Here is a 24122-nt window from a genome sequence, read left to right on the forward strand (position 1 = left end):
TGCGGTGGGTCAGCCGACATCAATGTTGAATGATGAACCGCATTCGCGAGCAAGCCCGCTCCCACATTGACTTTCGCCAACCTGACACTCCGCGTTTTTACCTCCTTCCTGATACTTATTCTCATTCGTTAATTTTTCCTGTGTGCATTCGTTTTATAGGGACGACGTGCCTTTGTGCTTCCCGCCACTGATCCGGATGCTTAGAAATGAATGCTGAAGACTCCTTGAAACTTGCTCGCCGGTTTATCGGGTTGCCCCTGGAAAAGCGCCAGATGTTCCTTGCGGCCTTGCACAAGGAGGGTGTTGATTTCGCCCGGTTTCCCATTCCCGCTGGCGTCGAAGCCGAGGATCGCCAAGCGTTGTCCTATGCCCAGCAACGCATGTGGTTTCTCTGGCAGCTAGACCCGCAAAGCGGCGCCTACAACCTGCCGGGGGCAGTGCGCCTGAGCGGGCGGCTGAATCTGCGCGCGTTGGAGCAGGCTTTCGCCAGTCTCGTTGAGCGTCACGAAACCCTGCGCACAGTGTTCCAGCGCCAGGCCGATGACAGCTTGCTGCAAGTGCCGGCCAGCGAATCGCTGGTGATCGATCATGTGGATTTCAGTGCACTTGCGGCCACGGAGCGCGAGCTCGTTGTTGCGCAAGCGGCCGAGCAGCAATCGGTGCTGCCATTCGATCTTTCAGTCGGCCCTTTGCTGCGTGTCACGTTGCTCAAACTCGCCGAACAGGAGCACGTGCTGCTGCTGACCCTGCACCACATCGTGTCCGATGGCTGGTCGATGAACGTGTTGATCGACGAATTCATCCGCTGCTACGACGCTTTCGACGCGGGCGCACAACCGCAACTCGCGCCATTGCCGATCCAGTACAGCGACTACGCCCTGTGGCAGCGGCGCTGGCTGGACGCGGGCGAGCAGGCACGCCAACTCGATTACTGGCAAGCACAACTGGGTAGCGAACACCCGGTGCTGGAACTGCCCACCGACCATCCCCGTCCGGCAATGCCGAGCTATCGCGGCACACGTTACGAATTCGCCGTTGACGCGCAACTGGCCGAGCAACTGCGAGCCACGGCGCAAAAGCACAACATCACCCTGTTCATGCTGTTGCTGGGTGCGTTCAACGCGCTGTTGCATCGCTACACCGGGCAGACCGACATCCGCATCGGCGCGCCCATCGCTAACCGTAACCGCGCCGAAATCGAAGGCCTGATCGGTTTCTTCGTCAACACCCAGGTGCTGCGCACCCAGCTAGACGGCCAGACCCGCGTCGACGACTTGCTACGCGCCATCAAGGAAACCGCCCTCGGCGCCCAGGCCCATCAGGACTTGCCGTTCGAGCGCCTGGTCGAGGCGCTGAAACTGGAACGCAGCCTCAGTCACACGCCGCTGTTCCAGGTGATGTACAACCACCAGCCGCAAGTCGCGGACATTGCCACGGTCAGCACGGCGTCCGGTCTGGCGCTGGGTGTGATCGAGTGGGAAGGGCGCACCACCCAGTTCGACCTGACCCTCGACACTTACGAAAAGGGCAGCAAGCTGCACGCTGCGCTGACGTACGCCAACGACCTGTTCGACGCAGACACCATCGCGCACATGGCGCAGCACTGGACCACTCTGCTGCAAGGCATGGTCAACGATCCGACGCAGCGAATCAGTGATTTGCCGCTGCTGGGAAGTGCGGAATACCAGCGCATCGTGCACGACTGGAATCACATCGACGAAAGCGTCCCGCAGGCGCTGTGCATTCATGAGCTGATCAGCCAGCAAGTCGCAACCAGTCCGAATGCATTGGCGGTGACCTTCGGCGCTCAGCAGCTGAGTTACGCCGAACTCGACACTCAGGCCAATCGCCTGGCGCACAAACTGATCGAACTGGGTGTTGGTTCGGAAGTTCGCGTTGGCGTGGCGATGCAGCGCTCGGAAAAGTTGCTGGTGGCGTTGCTGGCGGTACTCAAGGCCGGCGGAGCCTACGTGCCGCTGGACCCGGATTACCCGGCCGAACGCGTCGCGTACATGCTCGAAGACAGTCGCGCCTTGGTGTTGCTGACTGAACAATCCGTCGCCGCGACATTGACCGTGAAAGCCGACACCCAAGTGTTGTTGCTGGATGACAAGGTATGGGCCGATTACCCGGCAAATGCCCCGCAAACCTTCGTCACTCCAGACAACCTCGCCTACGTCATCTACACCTCCGGCTCCACCGGCAAACCCAAAGGCGTGGCCATCGCCCATCGCAACGTGCTGGCGCTGATCGACTGGTCGGCATCGGTCTACAGCCGCGAAGACATCCAAGGCGTACTGGCCTCGACCTCGGTCTGCTTTGACCTGTCGGTGTGGGAACTCTTTGTCACTTTGGCCAACGGTGGCTCGGTGATCATCGCCCGCAACGCCTTGGAATTGCCGCAACTGCCGGCGCGGGATCAGGTGCGCCTGATCAACACCGTGCCGTCGGCGATCAATGCGTTGCAGCGCGACGGGCAGATCCCGCCAAGCGTGCGCATCATCAACCTGGCCGGCGAGCCGCTGAAGCAGAGTCTGGTGGAGGCGTTGTATCAGCAGCCAACTGTCGAACATGTCTACGACCTGTATGGCCCGTCGGAAGACACCACGTATTCGACCTGGACCCTTCGCGAGGCCGGCGGCTGCGCGAACATCGGTCGACCGCTCAAACACACTGCCAGCTATTTGCTGGATGCCGAGCTGCAACCGGTCCCGCAAGGCGTCTGCGCCGAGCTTTACCTGAGTGGCGCAGGCATCACTCGTGGTTACCTGGCACGCCCAGGCATGACTGCTGAAAAGTATGTGCCAAACCCTTTCGCCGATAATGGCGAACGTCTGTACCGCACCGGCGACCTGACCCGCTATCAGGCCGATGGCACGTTGCAATACATCGGACGCATCGACCATCAGGTCAAGGTCCGTGGCTTTCGCATCGAACTGGGTGAAATCGAAGCGAGGTTGTTGCAGCAGGACGCCGTGCGCGAACTGGCGATGCTGGCGCAGGACGGTGTCAACGGCCAGCAATTGGTCGCCTACATCGTGCCAAGCGATCCAGCCTTGCTGGACGATGTCGACGCTCAAGCGACTCAGCGTGAAACCTTGAAAGCCGCGCTGCGCCAGCATCTGCCGGACTACATGGTCCCGGCGTTTCTGCTGTTCCTCGATCACCTGCCGCTGACCCCCAACGGCAAACTAGACCGCAAAGCCTTGCCGGCGGTCGATGGTTYGCAGCAACAACGCGAACACGTCGCACCGCGCAGCGTTTTGGAAAAATCCCTGGCCGCGATCTGGCAGGACGTACTGGCCATCGACAACGTCGGTCTGGAGGATAACTTCTTCGAACTGGGCGGCGATTCCATCGTGTCCATGCAAGTGGTCAGCCGCGCGCGTCAGGCCGGGATCGTATTGAGCCCCAAAGACTTGTTCCAGCACCAGACCATTCGCAGTCTCGCTCTAGCGGCCCGCAGCGGCGTGCAGCCGTTGATCGACCAAGGCCCTGCAATGGGGGCGGTGGCGCTGGCGCCGGTGCAGCAGTGGTTTTTCGAGCAAGCGATCCCTGGGCGTCAGCACTGGAACCAGTCGCTGCTGCTGGTGCCACGCGAGGCGTTGAACGCCGAGGTCCTGAATCGCGCCATCGAGCACTTGCTGACCCACCATGACAGCTTGCGCTTGCGTTATGAAGAGACCGTTGAAGGCTGGCAGCAAACCTACGCCGCGCCGATCATGGAGTCGGTGTTGTGGCAGCGTCAGGTCCAGTCGCTCGAAGAACTCAATGCCCTGTGCGACGAAGCCCAACGCAGTCTCGATCTGCAAAAGGGTCCGCTGATGCGCGCGCTTCTGGTGGCAATGGCCGACGGGACACAACGCCTGCTGCTGGTGATTCATCACTTGGTGGTGGACGGCGTTTCCTGGCGCGTGTTGCTGGAAGATCTTCAGCAGTTCTACAGCGGAAGCAGCGTGTCGTTGGCGAAAACCAGCACGTATCAGCGTTGGGTTGAACGTCTGCAAGCGCAGGTTCCAGCCTTTGAATACAGCCTCGGTTATTGGCTGACCCAACTGAACAACGCACCGAATGCTTTGCCGTGCGAACGCCCCAATGGCGCGCTGGAAAACCGCTTCGAACACAAAATCGAGCTCAAGCTCGACGCCGAACACACCCGTAAATTGCTGCAACACGCCCCGGCGGCCTACCGCACTCAGGTCAATGACCTGCTGCTGACCGCGCTGACACGCGCAGTGTGCCGCTGGAGCGGGCAGGGCAGCGCACTGATCCAACTCGAAGGCCATGGTCGCGAAGACCTGTTCGATGACATCGACCTGACGCGCACTGTCGGCTGGTTCACCAGCCTGTTCCCGGTCAATCTGGCGCCGTCGAGCGATCTCGGTGTATCGATCAAAAGCATCAAGGAACAACTGCGCGGCGTGCCGGACAAAGGCCTCGGTTACAGCGCGCTGCGTTACCTCGGCAGCCCGATAATTCGCGCCGAACTGGCCGCGTTGCCGCAACCGCGTATTACCTTCAACTATCTGGGGCAGTTCGATCGTCAGTTCGACGATGGGGCGATGTTCGTGCCGTCCACCGAAGGTAATGGTGTGGCGCAGGATCCTTCAGCGCCGTTGGGCAATTGGCTGACGGTCGAAGGCCAGGTCTACGGCGGCGAGTTGTCGCTGAGCTGGGGGTTCAGCCGCGAAATGTTCGACACCGCTACCATCCAGCGTCTGGCGGACGATTATGCTCAGGAACTGAATGCGCTGATCGATCACTGCTGCGCCGTTGAAATGCCCCAAGCCACACCGTCGGACTTCCCGTTGGCGCGCATCAGTCAGGCGCAACTCGACGCATTACCGGTCGCGATGCTGGAAGACCTGTATCCACTGTCGCCGATGCAGCAAGGCATGCTGTTTCACACCCTCTACGCACCAGAAGTCGGCGCCTACATCAGCCAGTTGCGCCTGGACATTCAAGGTCTCGATCCGCAGCGCTTTGCCCAAGCCTGGCAGACCGCGCTGGAACGCCACGACATTCTGCGCAGCAGCTTCCACTGGCAAGGCCTAGACACCGCGCATCAGGCGATTGTCCGTGAAGTCGCGTTGCCGCTAGAAGTGCTGCAAGCGAGCGACACCGACGCGCTGGCCGATGCCGAACGTGCCCAAGGTTTTGAATTAGGCCGTGCGCCGCTGTTTCGCTTGAAACTGGTCCGCACCGACGCCAACGACTGGCACCTGATCTACACCAGCCACCACATTTTGATGGACGGCTGGAGCAACGCGCAGTTGCTGGCCGAAGTCATCCAGCATTACGCCACCGGGCAATCGCTGCCGGCACCGACCGGGCAATATCGTGACTATTTGAGCTGGTTGCAGCAGCAATCCGCAGACGCTGGCGAGCAATTCTGGAAAGCCGCGTTGGCACCGCTGGAAGCGCCGACGTTGCTCGCCGAAGCCTTGCGCCCGCCAGTGTGCGCCGAGGGTAGCGAAGAGTATCGAGTCGCCCTCGACAGTCGCGCAACCCAGCGTCTGGCCGATTTCGCACGCCAACAGAAAGTCACCCTCAACACCATGCTGCAAGCGGCGTGGAGCCTGTTGCTGCATCGCTACACCGGTCAGGATTGTGTGGTGTTCGGTGCCACCGTTGCCGGTCGTTCGGCACCGCTGCCGGGAATCGAACAACAACTCGGACTGTTCATCAACACGCTGCCGCTGGTGTGCGCGATGAACCCTGAGCAAACCGTCAGCCAATGGCTGAGCGAACTACAAAGCTTGAACCTGGCCATGCGCGAGTTCGAGCATGTGCCGCTTTACGACATTCAGGGTTGGGCAGGGCAACAGGGTTCGGCGCTGTTCGACAGCCTGTTGGTGTTCGAAAACTTCCCGGTGGCCGAAGCGCTGAAACAGGGCGCACCGGCCGGATTGTCATTCGGCAACCTGCACAACCACGAACGCACGCATTATCCGCTGACATTGGGTATTGAGCTGGGTGAAAGCTTGAGCCTGGAGTTCAGCTACGACGCGGCGCGGTTCAGTGCGGCGCAGGTCGCTGAGTTGTCAGCCAATCTGCAGCATTTGCTGATGCAGTTGGTGGCGCTGCCGGAGGCGCCATTGGGTGCGCTGGAACTGCTCGATGTCGATGGAAAAAAGGCGTTGCTTGCGATCTGCCAACCGGTGGCGGTTCAGTTGTCCACAGCCTTATTGGTCCACGAGCAAATCGCCGCTCAGGCTGCCGTCACCCCGCAAGCGCTGGCGTTGCAGGCCGACGGCCAATCCATGAGCTACGCGCAGTTGAACACCCAGGCCAACCGTCTGGCCCATCGTCTTATTAAAAACGGCGCCGGCCCAGGCTCGCGTGTCGGTCTGGCGTTGCGCCGTGGCCCGCACCTGATCGTCAGCCTGTTGGCCGTGCTGAAAACCGGTGCGGCGTATGTGCCGCTGGACCCGAACTATCCGGCGGAACGTCTGGCCTACATGATCGACGACAGCCGCCTCGACGTGCTGCTGTGCGAATCCGGTCAGCTGGACGATGTGCAAGGCGTGCCGCGTCTTATCGTCAGTGACAACGCTGGCTATCCTGAAAACGATCCGCAGAACCACGCGGTCGCCGAAGACCTGGCCTACGTCATCTACACCTCCGGCTCCACTGGCCAACCCAAAGGCGTGGCCATCGCCCATGCCGCGTTGCGCGAGTTCTGCCAGACAGCCGCCGACTATTCGGTGCTCTCGACAGCGGACCGCGTGTTGCAGTTTGCGACCTTCAGTTTCGATGGCTTTGTCGAGCAATGTTTCCCGGCGCTGTGCGTCGGCGCGGCGTTGATCATGCGCGGCGATGCGTTATGGGATGCCGGCCGACTGGCCACTGAAATAGTCGAGCAGGGCGTGACCGTAGCGGACTTGCCCGCCGCTTACTGGTACCTGCTGGCCCGCGAATGCGTCAGCGGCGTGGTGCGCGATCTCGGTGGTTTACGTCAGGTGCACGTCGGCGGCGAAGCGATGTCGGTCGAAGGTGTGCGTTTGTGGCATCAGGCCGGATTGAGCCACGTGCGACTGCTGAACACCTACGGCCCGACTGAGGCGACAGTGGTGTCCAGCGTGCATGAATGCCGACTCGACGATGCCAGCGACGTCTTTGGCATCCCGATTGGTCGTGCCATCGCCGGTCGTGCGTTGTATGTGCTGGACGCGTCCGGCCAATTGCTGCCCAACGGTGGCGTTGGCGAATTGTGCATCGGCGCGCCGGCCTGCCTCGCGCAAAGCTACTTCGATCGACCGGCACTGACCGCCGAGCGTTTTCTGCCGGACCCGTTCGCCCGTGAGCCGGGCGCACGGCTGTACCGCAGCGGCGACCTGGCACGCTACAACGCTGACGGACATCTGGAATACGTCGGCCGTATCGACCATCAAGTGAAAATTCGCGGTTTTCGCATCGAAATGGGCGAGATCGAAGCTTGCCTGCAAGCCCGCGAGGACGTGCGCGAAGCGGCGGTCATCGCTCAGGACGGCACGCAACTGGTGGCGTATGTCGTGGCCAGCGATGCGGTGGTTTCTGAAACTGACTATTTGGAAGGACTCAAAGCCGTTCTGCGACAGTCTCTGCCGGAATACATGGTGCCAAACCAGCTGATCCTGCTCGCCAGACTGCCGCTCAACAACAACGGCAAACTGGACCGCAGCGCTTTGCCGCGTGCTGAAGCCAGCGATGCACAACACACTTTCGTGACCCCGGCCGAAGGGCTGGAAACGCAACTGGCGCTGATCTGGCAGGACGTGTTGCAGGTCGAGCAAGTGGGCCGCGACGACAACTTCTTCGAGCTGGGCGGGCACTCGTTGCTAGTGCTTCAGGTGATTTCGCGGGTGCGTCAGCAATTGCACCTAGAACTGTCGGTAAGCAGCCTGTTTTCGGCCGCGAATCTGGCGGAGTTTGCCGAGCGTGCAACGCTGGCGAGCGTCAACGGCCAACCAATCCTGCAACCTGCATCATTCGATCAACCGCCGATGCTGTCGTACGCCCAGCAGCGCCAATGGATTCTCTGGCAACTCGACCCGCAAAGCCCGGCCTATAACATTCCCGCCGCTCTGCGCCTCAAGGGCTCGCTGAACCGCGATGCCCTGCGTGAAGCCTTCTCTCAATTGCAGGCCCGTCACCAAACCCTGCGCACAACGTTCGAACAGGACAGTCAGCAGGCGCGTCCGGTGCTGCACGACATGCTGGCGCTGCAACTGGAACAGCGCACGCTCGATCAATCGTCAGTCGACAGCGCTGTGGCCGAAGAAATCGCCCGGCCATTCGACCTGCGCAACGGTCCGTTGTGGCGCGTGTTGCTGCTGCAAGTGAACACCGACGAACACGTGCTGGTGCTGACCGTACACCACATCGCCGCCGATGGTTGGTCGATGCAAGTCATGGTCGATGAATTCAGCGCGTTGTATCAGGCTGCTGTTGAAGGTCGCGCTGCCGGTCTGGCTAGCCTGCCGGTGAACTACAGCGACTACGCCCGCTGGCAGCGCGACTGGCTGGAAGCCGGCGAGGGCGCCCGGCAACTGGCGTGGTGGAGCGAGCAACTGGCCGGCAACCAAACACCGCTGGAGTTGCCGAGTGAACTGACCCGTCCGGCACGTCGCACGGAGCGCGGCGCCAGCCTGATGCTGAACGTTGATCGCGAGTTGCTCGCCGGTTTGCGCCAACGTGCCCAAGAGCAGCAAGCAACGCTGTTCATGCTGTTGCTGGCGAGTTTCCAGACCTTGCTGCATCGCCAGAGCGGGCAGTCGAGCATCAGCGTCGGCGTACCGAGTGCGGGACGTTCGCGCCTTGAAACCGAAGGCCTGATCGGCTTCTTCATCAACACCCAAGTGCTGCGTGCCGAGATCGACGGGCAGCAGCCGTTCAGTGCGTTGCTGCAACAGGTCAAACAGGTTGCATTGGGTGCGCAGGCCAACCAGGACGTACCGTTCGAGCAATTGGTCGACGCCTTGCAGCCGGACCGTAGCCTCAATCACAGCCCGTTGTTCCAGGTGCTCTACAACCATCAGCAAAAAATGGGCGCGAACGTCGAGCGCTCGGTGGCCGACTTGCAGGTCGAGCGTCTGCACTGGCAGCAACACACCGCGCAATTCGATCTGGTACTCGACACTCAAGAACAGGGCGAAGAACTCGATGCCAGCCTGACATACGCAACGGATGTGTACGACGAGGCGTCGATGCAGCGTTTCGCCGAGCAATGGCTGAACCTGTTGCGTGCGGTGGTCAACGACCCACAGCAACGCGTCGTCGAACTGCCGTTGCTGCAAGCTCCGCAATACGAGGCGTTGATCCAGCACTGGAACCCGGCATTCGAGGCGCAACCGCTGTCGCCGACGTTGCACCAGCTATTCGAAGCTCAAGCCGAGCAACGGCCAGACGCAATCGCGTTGGTCTACGAAGGCGAGCAACTGACCTACGCCGCGCTCAACGCGCAGTCGAACCGAATGGCGCGCAAACTGCGTGAACAGGGCGTCGGGCCTGAAGTGCGCGTTGGCATCGCCACCGAGCGGGCGATGCCGCTGGTGGTGGGGTTGCTGGCGATTCTCAAGGCCGGCGGGGCTTATGTGCCGCTCGATCCGCAATACCCGGCCGAGCGCCTCAGTTACATGATCGAAGACAGCGGCATCACGCTGCTGCTGACTCAACGGCACTTGATCGACGGTTTGCCGGCTCGCGATGGGGTGCAGGTGCTGAGCCTGGAATCGTTGGAGTTGGACACCTACAGCGACGAAAACCTGCCAGCGCTGGCGACCCCGGACAACCTCGCTTACGTGATCTACACCTCCGGCTCCACTGGCCGGCCAAAAGGCGTGTTGCTCAGTCATGCCAACGTCGGGCGTTTGCTGACAGCCACTGCCGCCGAATTCAACTTCGGCCCGGACGATGTCTGGACGCTGTTCCATTCCTACGCCTTTGACTTCTCGGTGTGGGAGCTGTTTGGCTCGCTGTGCAGCGGCGGGCGTCTGGTGATCGTGCCGCATGACATCAGCCGCGAGCCGCAAGCGTTTCACCGCTTGCTCTGCGATGAAGGCGTGACGGTGTTGAACCAGACTCCGAGCGCGTTCCGCCAGCTAATGTCGGTGGCTTGCGCCAGCGAACGAAGCCTCGCGCTACGTCAGGTGATTTTCGGCGGCGAAGCGTTGGAAGTCGCCAGCCTGCGCCCATGGTTCGAACGCTTCGGTGACCACCAGCCAACCCTGGTCAACATGTACGGCATCACCGAAACCACGGTGCACGTGACCTATCAGGCAATTCGTCTGGCCGACCTCAACGGCAAGACCCAGAGCCCGATTGGCTTGCCGATCCGCGACCTGCGCTGGTACTTGCTCGACAGCCAGTTGCAGCCGGTGCCGGTGGGCGTCGTGGGTGAGTTGTACATCGCTGGCGCAGGCCTGGCGCGCTGCTATCACGGGCGTTTCGGCCTGACCGCCGAGCGTTTTGTCCCGAGTCCGTTTGACCCCTCGCAGCGTCTCTATCGCAGTGGCGACCTCGCGCGTCAGCGAGCTGACGGCGGCATCGATTACCTCGGGCGCATCGACCAGCAAGTGAAGATTCGCGGGTTCCGCATCGAGCTCGGCGAAATCGAAGCCGCACTTCTGGCCCAACCGGGCGTGCGCCAAGCGGTATTAAGCGTGCACAACGGCGACGGCGGCCCACAGCTTTGCGCTTATGTCGTGGCTGAACAAATCCCACACGACCCGATCACCTGGCGCGACAACCTGCGCGCGGCGCTCAAGGTCGATCTGCCGGATTACATGGTGCCGAGCCATTGGTTGATGCTCGATGCCTTGCCGCTGACCGGCAACGGCAAACTCGACCGCAAGGCCTTGCCGGTGCCGGATGCGCAGGAATGGCAACACCCGTTCGAAGCCCCCGAAGGCGCCCTCGAACAACAACTGTCGACGATCTGGGCCGAAGTGTTGGGCGTCGCGCAGATCGGCCGGCGGGACAACTTTTTTGAATTGGGTGGGCATTCGTTGCTCGCCGCCCAGGCCAGTGCCCGTGTGGAACTGGAACTGGGCATCGAGCTACCGCTGCGCGCGCTGTTCGAATCCACCGACCTGCAGGCTTATGCCGCCATGGCTGGGCAACACGCCCCGGCTGACAACGATGCACGTCTTGATGCGCTTGAGTCGCTTCTCGATGCGATAGAGATCAACTGATGGAACACACCACCGCCCAACGTATCGCCAGCCGCTTCGCCGGCCTGCCTGCCGACAAGCGCCGCGAGTTTCTGAGCCGCATGCAAGAGCAGGGCGTGAGCTTCGGCCAACTGCCGATTCCGCCGGCTGCGGAGGCGCAAACGAGCTTCGAACTGTCGTACGCACAGCAGCGCCAATGGTTCCTTTGGCAGCTTGATCCGCAAAGCTCTGCGTACAACATTCCGGCCGCGTTGCGCTTGCATGGACCGCTGAATGTCGCGGTGTTGCAGCAGAGCTTCGACGTGTTGCTGGAGCGGCATCAGAGCCTGCGCAGCCGTTTTGTCGAGGACGATGGTCAGGTGGTGCAGACGCTGGCTGAGTTCACCTCGCTGCCGATTGAGAAAATTGATTTGCGCGGCGAACCACAGGAAAAGCGCCTTGATCTCGCGATGAAAGGCGTCGAACAGGAAATCGCGCGGCCATTCGATCTGCAGCACGGTCCGCTGCTGCGGGTCAGTCTGTTGCGACTGGACGCCGAAGATCACGTTCTGTTGCTGACGCTGCATCATATCGTCACCGATGGCTGGTCGATGGGTGTGCTGGTGGGGGAATTCTCCCGGCTCTACGCCGCGCATTGCCAAGGACAGAATGCAGCGCTGGAACCGCTGCCGATCCAGTATTCCGATTACGCCCTGTGGCAACGCCGCTGGATGGAAGCGGGGGAGCTGGAGCGTCAGCTCACCTGGTGGCGCGACACGCTGGGAAGCGAACAACCGCTGCTGGAATTGCCCACCGACCGCCCACGCCCGGCGCAACCGAGCCAACGCGGTGCGCGTCTGGATTTCGCCCTCGATGCAAATCTGGCCATCGGCCTGATGGACTTGGCCAAACAGCGCGGCGTCACGCCGTTCATGCTGTTGCTGGCGAGCTTCCAGGCGTTGCTCTATCGCTACAGCGGCCAGTCCGATGTGCGCGTCGGCGTGCCGATTGCCAACCGTAATCGCGCGGAAACCCGTGGTCTGATCGGCTTCTTCATTAACACTCAGGTCATGCGTGCTGAACTGGATGGGCGTCAGCCATTCAGCCAATTGCTCGATCAGACTCGCACTGCATCGCTGGACGCCCAGGATTATCAGGATTTGCCGTTCGAGCGGCTGGTGCAAGCGCTGCAAGGTGAGCGCAGCCTCAGCCACAGCCCGCTGTTTCAGGTGATGTTCAACCATCAGCAAGCCAAACCGGCGGCGGTCAGCGGCTTGCTCGCGGGACTGCGCGTCGAGGCGCTGAATGCCACGGCGCACACCACGCAGTTCGACCTGCAACTGGACACGCAGGAGGAGGGCGACCAGCTGTTCGCCAGCCTGACCTATGCCACGGATCTGTTCGACGCCGGGCGTATCGAGCATTTGGCCCGTCATTGGCGCAACTTGCTGGCCGGTGTGCTGGCGAACCCGCAATGCCCGCTGGCCGAATTGCCACTGCTGGATGCCGACGAGCGTCTGCGCATTCTTGATGACCTTAACGATACGACTCACGCTTATCCGGGTGAAGTCTGTGTGCAGCGCCATTTCGAAGAGCGTGTAGTCGAAAACGGTGAGGCGACGGCGTTGGTGTTCAAGAACCAGAGCTTGAGTTACGCCGAACTGAACCTGCGTGCCAACCGCTTGGCCCATCACTTGCGCGCTCAAGGTGTCGGCCCGGAAGTGATCGTCGGGATTGCCTGCGACCGTTCGTTTGAAATGGTTGTCGGGCTGCTGGCGATTCTCAAGGCGGGCGGCGCGTATGTGCCTCTGGACCCGGAATACCCGCTGGATCGCTTGAGTTACATGATCGAAGACAGCGGCATTTCCTTGCTGCTGACTCAGGAACATTTGCTGGCGCAATTGCCGACCCCCGATAACGTGCGAACCTTGTGCCTGCGCGCCGAGGCCGATTGGCTGAGCGATCTGACGGGCACTGATTTGCCCAACCTGGCTGTCGCCGAAAACCTCGCTTACGTGATCTACACCTCCGGTTCGACCGGCAAACCCAAAGGCGCAGGCAACCGCCACGTGGCGCTGCACAACCGTCTGGAGTGGATGCAAGACGCCTACAACCTGCTACCGACCGACCGTGTGCTGCAAAAAACACCGTTCAGTTTCGACGTGTCGGTGTGGGAGTTTTTCTGGCCACTGATGAAAGGCGCCACCCTGGTGATCGCCGCGCCCGGCGAGCATCGCGATCCGCAACGCCTCGCAGCATTGATCGTCGAACAGGCGATCACCACGCTGCACTTTGTGCCGTCGATGCTTTCAGCGTACATCGGGGCCGACGAATCATTGGCCTGCACCTCGCTGACACGCATCATTTGCAGCGGTGAAGCGCTGCCGATGGAGCTGCAACGCCAGACCTTGCGCAGCCTGCCGCAAGCCAACCTCTACAACCTCTATGGCCCGACCGAAGCAGCCATCGACGTGACCCATTGGACTTGCGTCGAAGAGGGGCGCGACAGCGTGCCGATTGGTCGCCCGATCGCCAACCTGCGCACCTGCATCCTCGACAGCGAACTGCAACCGTTGCCGCTGGGCGCGGTGGGCGAGTTGTACCTCGGCGGTGTCGGTCTGGCGCGTGGTTATCACCGTCGTGGCGCGCTGACCGCCGAGCGTTTTGTGGTCGATCCGTTCGGCAGCGGCGAGCGTTTGTACCGCACCGGTGACCTGGCGCGTTATCGCGCGGATGGCGCCATCGACTACTGCGGGCGTATCGACCATCAAGTGAAGATTCGCGGTTTGCGCATCGAACTGGGCGAAATCGAAGCGCGCCTGCAAGAACATGCCGACGTGCAGGAAGCCGTGGTGCTGGCCCTCGACGGTCCAAGCGGCAAGCAACTGGTCGCGTACCTCGTGCCGCAGGATCGCGCATTGCTGGACGCCTATACCGATCAACAAGGCGCGTGGCGTGAAACCCTGAAAAGCCATTTACTCGMCAGTCTGCCGGATTACATGGTGCCGGCGCAGACCGTGCTGATCGAACTAATGCCGCTCAGCCCCAACGGCAAACTCGACCGCAAACGCCTGCCTGTGCCCACCGCGCAAGTCAGTCAGCGCGCTTTCGAAGCGCCGCGCAGCGAGCACGAACAGGTGCTGGCGCAGATCTGGCAAGAGGTGCTGGGCGTGGAGCAGGTCGGTCGTCAGGACAATTTCTTCGAACTGGGCGGCGATTCGATCATCTCGATTCAGGTGGTCAGCCGCGCGCGCCGTGCCGGTCTGAGCCTGCAACCTCGCGATCTGTTCCAGCAGCAGACCTTGCAAGCACTGGCAGCTGTAGTGAAAGAACAAGCGGCACCACAGGCGCAACAAGGACCGGTGGACGGCGTGCAAACACTCACGCCGATCCAGCACTGGTTCTTCGACGAACCCATCCCGCAACGAGCGCACTGGAATCAGGCGGTGTTRCTGACCCCGCGCGAAACGCTCGAACTGCCGCGCCTGCAAGCCGCGCTGCAACGCTTGCTCAAGCAACACGATGCCCTGCGTTTACGCTTCAGTCAGTTCGAGGGCCAATGGTCGGCACGTTATGTCGGGGCCGATAGCAGCGATGTGATCGACATGCTCTGGACTGCCCGCGTCGCCAACGATGCCTCGTTGGAATCGGTGTGCGACGAAGCGCAACGGAGCCTCAGCCTGCAAGACGGCCCGTTGTTGCGGGTGGCGTTGATCGCGCAGGCCGATGGTTCCCAGCGTTTGCTCTTGGTGATCCACCACTTGGCGGTGGACGGCGTGTCCTGGCGGGTGTTGCTGGAAGATTTGCAGGCAGCCTACCTTGGGCAAGACCTGCCGCCGAAAACCAGCGCCTTCCAGGCTTGGGCCGATAAACTCGCCGTGTATGCACGCTCCGAAGCTGCCATCAGCGAACTGAGCTGGTGGCAGGCGCAGCTCAGCGTGGTGAATAATTCGCTGCCAGCGGCCAATGCCCACGCCAGTCAGGCCGGGCATCTGCGCCAAGGCGTCAGCATCGGTCTGGACTGCGAACAAACCCGCCAATTGCTGCAGCAGGCGCCGGCGATCTACCGCACGCAGGTCAACGACTTGCTGCTGACCGCACTGGCCCGCACCCTCAGCCGTTGGGCCGGCGATGCCTCGGCGCTGATTCAACTCGAAGGTCACGGTCGCGAAGAGCTGTTCGACGACATCGACCTGACCCGCACCGTCGGCTGGTTCTCCAGCCTGTTCCCGGTGCGCCTGACGCCGACCGCTGACCTTGCAGGTTCGATCAAGGCGATCAAGCAGCAACTGCGCGAGATTCCCCACAAGGGCATGGGTTACGGCCTGCTGCGCTACATGGGCGATGCGTCGACCCAGGCGGCATTGGCCGCATTGCCGCAAGCGCGGGTCACCTTCAACTACCTCGGCCAGTTCGACCAGAGCTTCACTGAGGACGCGTTGTTCATTCCAGCGCGCGAATCCAGCGGTGCTGCGCAATCGGCGGATGCACCGTTGCCAAATTGGCTGTCGGTGGACAGTCAGGTTTATGGCGGTGAGCTGAAACTCGACTGGACCTTCAGCCGCGAGTGCTTTGATCAGCGCGGGATCGAAGCGCTGGCCGCGGATTACCAGCGCGAACTGCTGGCGCTGATCGACCATTGCCTGAGCGATGGCGCGGGTGGCGTGACCCCGGCGGACTTCCCGTTGGCGCGGCTGACTCAGTTGCAACTCGATGGCCTGCAGGTGCCGCCGGCGCAGATCGAGGACATTTATCCGCTGTCACCAATGCAGGCCGGTTTGTTGTTCCACAGCTTGTACGAGTCAGCGTCTTGCGCGTACGTGAACCAGCTCAGCGTCGAAGCCCGTGGCCTCGATGCCGAACGACTGGGCCGCGCGTGGCAAGCGGTGCTCGACACCCATCCAATCCTGCGCAGCAGTTTCCACTTCCCAGATGGCTTCGAAGCGCCGGTGCAATTGGTCCACCGTCATCAACAATTGTCGATAACCCGCCTCGACTGGCGCGGTCGCAGCGATCAGGTCGTAGCACTGGCACAGTTGAGCGACAGCGAACGCCTGCAACTCGATCCGACTCGGGCGCCATTGATGCGCTTGACTCTGGTGCAACTCGACGATGAACGCCAGCAACTGATCTACACCCACCATCACTTGTTGCTCGATGGCTGGAGCAATTCGCTGCTGCTGAGCGAAGTCTTGCAGCGTTATGCCGGCCTGGAAGTACCGGCACCCACCGGGCGTTTTGCCGATTACATTGGCTGGCTGCAACGTCAGGACGCGCAGGCAGATGAGCTGTTTTGGCGCGAGCAATTGGCGAACCTCGACAATCCGACGTTGTTGGCTCAGACGCTGGCCCATAGCAACAGTAAAAACCTGTCGAAGGTGGCGTTTGCTGATCATCGCCAGACTTTCGACGTCGTCACCAGCCAACGCTTCAGCGATTTCGCCCGCCAGCAAAAAGTCACGCTCAACACCTTGGTGCAAGGTGCGTGGGCGCTGCTGTTGCAGCGTTACAGCGGTCAACGCAGCGTCGTGTTCGGCGCAACAGTGGCCGGCCGGCCAGTGGACTTGCCAGGCGCGGAAAGCCAGCTCGGGCTGTTCATCAATACCTTGCCGGTGATCAGCACGCCGGACGCGGTTGAAAGCGTCGGCCACTGGTTGAGCCGTTTGCAGGCGCAAAATCTCGAATTGCGTGAACATGAATTCACCGCGTTGGGTGACATTCAGCGCTGGGCCGGACGTGCCGGCGAGCCGCTGTTCGACAGCCTGCTGGTGTTCGAAAACTTCCCGGTGGCCGAGGCGCTGCAACAAGGCGCGCCGGCCGGGTTGAGGTTCTCTATCCCGCAGAACCACGAACGCACCAACTTCCCGTTGACGCTGGCGGCCACCGCAGAAAGCCAGCTCAGCCTGAACTGGAGTTACCAGTGCGCTCACTTCAGCGCGGAGGCGATTGCCCGCATGAGCGAGCATCTGGCTGCGCTGCTGTCAGCGATGGTCGCCGCGCCGAACGCTGCATTGAGTGAACTGGACCTGCTGACCGCGCCGGAGCGTGCGCAACAATTGGTCGAGTGGAACCTCGCGTTCAGCGCAACGGAAAACCCGCTTTGCGTGCATCAACTGATCGAAGCTCAAGCCGTTACCCGACCGAATGCCACGGCTTTGATCTTCAACGACCTGGAACTGAGCTTCGACCAACTCAACCGTCGTGCCAATCAACTGGCCCACCGCCTGCGCGCACTGGGCATCGGCCCGGAAGAGCGGGTCGGCCTGGCCATGCAGCGTTCACCGGAAATGATCATCGGCCTGCTGGCGATCCTCAAGTCCGGTGGCGCTTACGTGCCGCTGGACCCGGCGTATCCGGCCGAACGCCTGCGCTACCTGATGGAAGACAGCGGAATTTCTCTGCTGATCAGCCAATCGTGGCTGCGGGAAAAACTGCCGTTGCCGCAAGGTCTTCCGGTGCTGGAAGTCGACCGCGAACCGCTGGAATCGATGGCTGAAACCAACCCGGGCAACCTGACTTGCGGTGAAAACCTCGCGTACCTGATTTACACCTCGGGCTCCACCGGGCGGCCCAAAGGCGTCAGCGTGGCCCACGGTCCGCTGGCCATGCATTGCCTGTCGATTGGCGAGCTGTACGGCATGACCCCGGACGACCGCGAGCTGCAATTCGCTTCGATCAGCTTCGACGGCGCCCACGAGCGCTGGTTGACGCCGCTAGTGTTCGGTTCCGCGGTAATGCCCCGCGACGATGAGTTGTGGAGTGTGGAGCGCACCTGCGCCGAGATCGAGAAACACGGCATCACCATCGCTTGCTTCACCCCGACCTATCTGTCTCAAATCGCCGATTTCATGGGCGAAGCGGGGCGTGATCTGCCGATTCGTTCCTATACCCCTTGCGGGGAAGGCATGGCCAAACATGCGTTCGATGAAGTCCAGCAGGTGCTGCAACCCAAGCGCCTGATAAACGGCTACGGCCCGACCGAAACGGTGATCACGCCGCTGATCTGGCTGGCCTACCCGGATACCGAATTCGACTCGGCATTCATGCCGATTGGCCGGCCCGTGGGCAATCGTAGCGCCTATATCCTGGACGGTGGCTTGCAGCCGCTGCCGGTGGGCGTCGCGGGTGAGTTGTACCTGGGCGGCGAGGGCGTTGCGCGGGGTTACCATCAACGTCCGGACCTGACGGCTGAACGCTTTGTGCCGGATCCGTTCGTACCGGGCGGGCGCTTGTATCGCAGTGGCGACCTCGCAAGATTCCGTGCCGACGGTGTTGTTGAATACCTCGGTCGTATTGATCAGCAAGTGAAGATTCGCGGTTTCCGGATTGAACTCGGTGAAATCGAAGCCTGCCTGCTCGAGCACGAAGGCGTTCGTGAAGCCTTCGTCATCGACCGCGAGGGCCCGGTCAGTCGCCAATTGGTCGGTTACGTGGTGCCGCGCGATCCGCTCGCCGATGAGCAGGTGTTGCGTGAAGCACTGACGGCTCATCTGCGCAACCGCTTGCCGGCGCACATGCTGCCGGCGCATTTGATGTGCCTGGCGTCKTTGCCGCTGACACCGAACGGCAAGCTTGATCGCCAAGGGCTGCCGGCCCCTGAAGCCACTCGACAGCAACACGATCACGTGACCGCCGCCTCTCCGGCCGAAGCTTTGCTGGTGGAGATCTGGCAGGAACTGTTGGGGTTGGAATCGGTGGGCGTCACCGAAAACTTCTTCGAACTGGGCGGCGATTCGATCATCTCGCTGCAAGCGGTGAGTCGTGCCGGGCAGCGCGGGTTGGTGTTCAGTCCGAAGCAACTGTTTGAACAGCAGACGATTCGTGCTTTGGCCGCAGTGGCCAGCCGTCGTGAAACAGCGCTGGTTGATGCGCCGAAAGTCGATGCTTTCTCGCTGGTGCCACATATTGACATCGCCGCCCGCGACGGCCTGCAAGACCTGTATCCATTGTCCCCAATGCAGCAAGGCATGCTGTTCCACTGCCTCGACTCGCCGGAACTCAATCCCTACGTCAACCAGTTGAGCGTGGCGGTGGACGGTTTGCAGGTACCGCGTTTCCGTGCGGCCTGGCAGGCGTTGGTTGAGCGTCATGAAGTGCTGCGCGCGGCGTTCCGCTGGCGCGATGGTCTGGCCGACCCGCTGCAAGCTGTGTTCGTCGATGTCGAGTTGCCGATTGAAGAACTCGACTGGCGTGAGCGCAGCGATACCGAACAGGCGTTGAAGGAGCTGGCGGCAGCGGAACAGGCCAAGGGTTTCGACCTGAGCTGCCCGCCGCTGATGCGTTTCATTCTGGTACGCCTCGGTGATGACCGTTACCAGATGATCTGGATTTACCACCACTTGCTGCTGGACGGCTGGAGCGCCTCGCGGTTGTTGGGCGACATGCTGCGCCTTTACCACAACGACACTCTGCCGACCCTGACCGGGCGCTACGCCGACTACATCGCCTGGCTGCAACGTCAGGATGGTGCACAGGCCGAAGGCTTCTGGCGCGAGCGCCTGGCGTTGCTCGAAGAACCGACCATCCTGGCCAAGGCCTCCGGTGCCGCAGGTTCCGGTCACGGCGTGATGTACAGCAACCTCGATGCCGATGCGACGCGCAATCTGCACTCGTTCGCCAAGCGTCAGCGCGTGACCCTCAACACGCTGGTGCAAGGCGCGTGGTTGTTGTTGCTGCAACGTCACAGCGGCCAACGCAGCGTGGCATTCGGCGCCACGGTAGCGGGGCGCCCGACGGGACTGGCCGGGGCGCAGGATATGCTCGGTCTGTTTATCAACACCTTGCCGGTAATCCAGACCCTCGACCCGCAACAGCCGTTGGGCGAGTGGTTGCGCGAGTTGCAGGATTACAATCTGATGGTCCGCGACTACGAGCACACGCCGTTGTCGGACATTCAGCGTTGGGCCGGGCAGGGCGGCCAGGGCCTGTTCGACAGCATCATCGTGTTCGAAAACCATCCGGTGGACCGTGCGTTGCGCGGTGGCGAGGAAGGGGAATTGCGCTTCGCCGAGGTCGGCAGTGGTGGCGTGACTAACTTCCCGATGGACTTGATGGTCAGTGCCAACGAAGAAGGCCTGGAAGTCGAGTACCTGTTCCTGCGGGATCGCTTCAGTGAGGCAGAAGTAGAACGAATTCGTGCGCAGCTTGAAGGGTTGTTGCGTGCATTGCCGGAGGATGCCACCTGTCAGCTCGGCAATATTGGCTTGCCTGAATCGCGCATCAGCCTGCCGCGAGCGTCGACGGATAGCGCCGATTTGCTGAACACATTTAATCAGCATGTGCGTTCTCAGCCGCAGACAGTCGCCTTGATTTGCGAAGACCGTCAAGTCAGCTATGCGCAGCTTGAGGCACAGGCCAATGGGCTGGCGCAGCAACTGATCGGGCGCGGTATCGGCCCGGAAAGTCTGGTGGCGGTCGCGTTGCCGCGTTCCGAACGCACCATTGTTGCGTTCCTCGCGGTGCTGAAAGCAGGGGCGGCTTACTTGCCTTTGGACCTGGCGTACCCGGCCGAACGGCTGGCCTACATGTTGAGCGATTCGGGCGCCAGCCTGTTGCTCTGCGATAGCGATCTGGGTGATCGGTTGACCCTGGCGGATCACCCGCCACGTTTGCTTCTCGATCAGTTGAGCTTTACCGATAAGTACGCGTGCCCGGCTTCGAACCCTTTGCCAGGGCATCTGGCGTACCTGATCTACACCTCCGGCTCCACCGGCCAACCGAAAGGCGTGGCCGTAGAACGCGGGCCGATTGCCCGGCATTGCCGAGGGATCATCGACCTCTACGAACTGGCACTACGCAGTCGTGAGCTTCACTTTATGTCGTTCGCCTTCGACGGCGCTCAGGAGCGCTGGCTGAGTGTGCTGTTGGCCGGCGGCAGTCTGGTGATTCGCGAGGACAGTTTGTGGACCCCGGAACAGACCCTGCAAGTGCTGCATCGGCATGCCGTCACCGTCGCCTGCTTCCCGCCGGCGTACCTGCAACAGATGGCCGAAGTGGCTGAGCGCCTGGGTAATCCCCCGATGGTCGAAGTGTATTGCTTTGGCGGTGACGCGGTCCCGGAGGCCAGTTTCGAACAGGTCAAACGCGCCTTGCGCCCACAGCGTCTGGTCAATGGTTATGGCCCGACCGAAACTGTGGTCACGCCGCTGTTGTGGCGTGCCGAGGCCAGCGAAACCTGCGAAGCGGCCTATGCGCCGATTGGTCGTGGTGTGGCCGGGCGTGGATTGTATGTGCTGGATGCCGATCTCAACCCGTTGCCGGTGGGGGTCAGCGGTGAGTTGTACCTGGGCGGTGAATGTCTGGCGCGGGGTTACCAGCAGCGTCCCGGCATGAGCGCCGAGCGTTTCATCCCTGATCCGTTCGAGGCCGGTGGCCGCATGTACCGCACTGGCGATCTGGTGCGCCAGCGCGAGTGCGGGCTGATCGACTATCTCGGGCGGCTTGACCAGCAGGTGAAAATCCGTGGATTCCGTATCGAACTGGGCGAGATCGAAGCGCATTTGCGTGAGTGTGCCGGGGTGCAGGACGCCGCCGTGGTGGTCCATGACACGCCGACCGGCAAGCAATTGGTCGGTTATGTGGTGGCGGCCGGCGCTGTCGGGCTGGATCGTCGCTTGAAGTCTGAACTGCAAGCGCAACTGCCGGACTACATGGTGCCGGCGCGGATCATGGTGCTGGAGCGTTTCCCGCTGTCGGCCAACGGCAAGCTTGACCGTCGCGCACTGCCTTCGCCTGAGTGGGCGCTCAGCGGTTATCGCGCGCCGCGTAACGCGCTGGAAACGGCGCTGACCGTGATCTGGCAAGAGGTGCTCGGCGTACCGCAGGTGGGCATCGACGACAATTTCTTTGAACTGGGTGGCGACTCGCTGCAAGTGCTGAAAGTCATCTCACGGGTACGCAGCCAGCCGCAATTGGGCTTTGAATTGAAACTGCGGGATTTGATGCAGAAACCGTGCATTGCCGAACTCAGTGGTTACCAGGTGGCCGACCCCGCTAAGGCACCAGACCCGTTGCTGGCGTTAAATGCGCGAATCCCGAATGTGCCGGCGCTGTACTGCCTGCACGCCGGTTTCGGCACGGTGTTCGACTACGAACCGCTCGCGCGGCGCCTGGAAGGCCGGCACACGGTGTACGGCGTGCAATGTCGCATGTTGCTCGACCCGCAATGGCAGGACGAATCGTTGTTGGGCATGGCTCAGGCTTATGCACTGCGGATTCGTAGTCAGCAGGCCAACGGGCCGTATTACTTGCTGGGCTGGTCATTGGGCGGAGCGTTGACGCAATTGGTCGCTCACGAACTGGAATCCCAGGGTGAAACGGTTGCGTTTGCCGGGCTGGTCGACAGTTACGTGGTGGGCACTGCAGAGGCGGGGGACTGGCGTGAAGATCTGGGCGATTTCTTGAGATTTGTGCTCGGTCTGCCAGCCGATGAGGCGCAGGCGTTGATCGCGCTCAAAGCCGCTGACGTGAACGAGCGCGAGGGCTCTATCGCGGTGATCGAGGCGGCCATGCACGGTTCTAACGGGCAAGCCGCATTGGGTGCGGGGGAACTGACGCAGATCTTTGCCACCGGTTCACGCCTCAAGCAACTGGCACTGGCCCATCGACAACTGCCGACGATTCAGGCCATGGCGCATCGCTGGTGGGTAGCCGGACGCGACGATGAACGGCGGGTGTTTGAGGCACAGGTCGGCCGTCACGGCGTAGATCGTTTATTGGCGGGCGGGCACTACGAACTGTTGCGCGGCGATGAATTGCTGGATGAGCTTGAGGACTTGCTGGAACGCAGATTGACCCTTGCCTAAAGGATCGATGAACACCCTGTGGCGAGGATTCTCATCAGCTCCAGGGTTTTGTACTGCCCGATTAATGATCTCTTTGTGTGAAGGATTTTCCCATGGCCGTATTGCCAGAACTGGAAGCATTTCTCGAACTCGCCGAGTTCGGCCGGATGACCGGCAAAAGTCGCGCGATGCATGAACAGTCGCCACAACAGGCTCGGATCGATTTTGAAGCGTCGTCGGGGTTTCTCGATGTGCCGCTGGACACTGTGGCCTGCGAACAATTCACTGTCGTTGCGCGCGACGGTCATGGCCTGCCGGCGCGCTTGTATCGCGACGGGCAAACGGTCGAGGGATTGCAACCAGTGGTGTTGTACTTCCATGGCGGCGGTTATGTGGTCGGCAGCCTCGATTCCCATGATGCGCTGTGTCGGCGATTGGCCTCACAGGGTGGTTTTGCGTTGTTGACCGTGGATTACCGACTGGCGCCCGAGTGGCGTTTCCCGACACCGGTGCAGGACGCTTGCGATGCCGGCAACTGGCTGGTGCGTGAAGGCGCCGCGCGGGGACTGGATGCGAATCGGGTGGCGCTGGTGGGTGACAGCGTGGGCGCGACCTTGGCCACGGTATTGTCGATCATGGCGGTGCGTGAGCCTGAGGAACTGGCGTTGAAGCCCAAGGCGCAAGTGCTGCTGTACCCAGTGACAGATGCGACGACAAAACGCGCCTCGCATCGGGATTTCGCCGAGGGGTATTTGCTGGAAACGCCAACGCTGGACTGGTTCTATGCGCATTACGGGCGCACCCCGCAAGACCTCGCGGACTGGCGCTGCTCGCCGTTGCTGGCGGCGGACCTGTCGGGAGTGGCTCCGGCGTTGGTGTACTTGGCCGGACATGATCCGTTGCATGACGAAGGGGTGGCGTATGCCGATCGGCTGCGTGCGGCGGGGAATGAGGTGACGTTGCTGGAACAGCCGGGCATGACCCATGACTTTATGCGCATGGCGGGGTTGTTGGGGGAGGTTGAGGGGATACATGCGGAAGTGGCGGGGTGGGTGCGTTCCAGGGTCTGAGTCGAGCCAAAAAACCGCCATTGCTGGTTCAGGGGTGGCGGTTTTTTTGTGTCTGGCCCAGGGGATCTCCGGTGGAGACACTATCGCCTTCGCGAGCAAGCCCGCTCCCACATTCGACCGAGTTCTCACATAAGAAT

General features: G+C 61.6%; 2 protein-coding genes and 2 pseudogenes. All 4 read left to right on the forward strand.

The annotated features are described in order from the left end of the window. Window positions 1–380: 380 nt before the first annotated feature. Window positions 381–9239, forward strand: a pseudogene (locus AC1DRJ_RS05800) (amino acid adenylation domain-containing protein); the annotation flags it as partial. Window positions 9240–9299: 60 nt separating this feature from the next. Beyond that, window positions 9300–11087, forward strand: a pseudogene (locus AC1DRJ_RS05805) (amino acid adenylation domain-containing protein); the annotation flags it as partial. 86 nt (window positions 11088–11173) lie between these two features. Then, on the forward strand, window positions 11174–22936 hold the full coding sequence (locus AC1DRJ_RS05810) for a non-ribosomal peptide synthase/polyketide synthase (protein ID WP_477801258.1): 11763 nt from the start codon (window positions 11174–11176) through the stop codon (window positions 22934–22936). 92 nt (window positions 22937–23028) lie between these two features. Continuing rightward, window positions 23029–23985 carry an alpha/beta hydrolase gene (locus AC1DRJ_RS05815; protein ID WP_477801259.1) on the forward strand — a complete coding sequence of 319 codons (957 nt, stop codon included), beginning with the start codon at window positions 23029–23031 and terminating at the stop codon, window positions 23983–23985. The last annotated feature ends 137 nt before the right edge of the window (window positions 23986–24122 follow it).

It is taken from the genome of Pseudomonas sp. P5_B2 (assembly GCF_056400445.1).

What these genes read in the sequence shown, in the direction of transcription:
- AC1DRJ_RS05815 (WP_477801259.1), top strand. Translation starts at nt 23,029, where the DNA reads ATGGCCGTATTGCCAGAACTGGAAGCATTTCTCGAACTCGCCGAGTTC.